This window comes from Halocynthiibacter sp. (assembly GCF_049608145.1).
In the GTDB taxonomy this organism is placed as follows: Bacteria; Pseudomonadota; Alphaproteobacteria; order Rhodobacterales; family Rhodobacteraceae; genus Halocynthiibacter.
In genome coordinates, this window is record NZ_JBMYXF010000108.1 from 1 (window position 1) to 1,262 (window position 1,262).

Sequence of the window (1,262 nt, forward strand, 5' to 3'; positions counted from 1 at the left end):
GGCGGGCGGGCAAGCTGGCGGGTCGGATGCAGCCAATTTGCTAAAACCAGCTTTGGCCCGGGGACAGCTGCGAGCCATCGCGGCAACCACGTGGTCTGAATATAAGAAATATTTCGAAAAAGATCCGGCCCTGACCCGGCGGTTCCAACTGATCAAACTGGATGAACCTTCCCCCGATCAGGCGGTGACTATTCTGCGCGGCTTGCGGTCTGCTTATGAAGAAACCCATCATGTTTATATCTCGGATGCAGCGCTTCAGGCGGCGTCGCATTTGTCGGACCGCTATCTGACCGGGCGACAATTGCCGGATAAAGCCTTTGATGTTCTGGATACCGCATGTGTGCGTGTCGCAGCGGGACAGACCGCGCGCCCGCGCGAATTGGAGCTGTTGGAAAAACGCATTCAGATGTTGGAGCTGCGCCAAAAAGATGAAGCACGCGACGTTCTGATGCGCGCGGAAGGTGCTGTGGATGATGCTGCGTCAACGGATCATGAAATTGCGCGTTTGCAAGAAGATGCAGACAATTTACGCGCCCGATGGGATGCGGAAAAGGCAAAGGTGGACCGGGTGATTGATCTGCGCAGCTGGATTGCACGCGATCCGGAAGCCGAGTTGGATGAAGACGAGGAAGCCCCCGAAGGCACACAGGATGATTGGCAGAATGAAGTCAGCGCCTTGCTGACGGAATTGCGTGATGCGCGTCACAATAATGCACCGCTTGTGAATTTTGAGGTGGGCAATGATGCGGTTGCAGATGTGATTGCGGATTGGACCGGCGTTCCGGCCTCGGCTATGTCAGACGATGACGCAGCGAAGGTTTTGTTACTTGGCGATCGTCTGAAAGCAGGTGTGCGTGGGCAGGATCTGGCGATTGATGTGATCCATGATCGCATGAAGGCGGCGCGGCTTGATTTTGTACGTGAAAATACACCACGTGGCACGTTCCTTTTGGTTGGGCCATCCGGTGTTGGCAAAACCGAAACTGCGGAACAGGTGGCCGAACATCTGTTTGGTGGCAAGCAGTTCCTGACCGTGATCAATATGTCGGAATACCAGGAAAAACATACGGTTAGCCGTCTGATCGGCTCGCCTCCTGGTTATGTTGGATATGGTGAAGGTGGTGTTCTGACCGAAGCGATCCGGCGCAAGCCTTATTCTGTGGTGTTGCTGGATGAGGTCGAAAAGGCCCATGCGGATGTGATGAATATCTTCTATCAGGCGTTTGACAAAGGCATCATCAACGATGGTGAGGGCCGCGAAA

The 1,262-nt window shown here is 54.5% G+C and carries 1 protein-coding gene; it reads left to right on the forward strand.

The window, feature by feature from the left end; all coding sequences use genetic code 11:
• Positions 1-1,262, forward strand: a 1,262-nt coding sequence (locus ACPGUT_RS16010; RefSeq protein WP_423993114.1) for an AAA family ATPase, incomplete at both ends; no start/stop codon positions are given.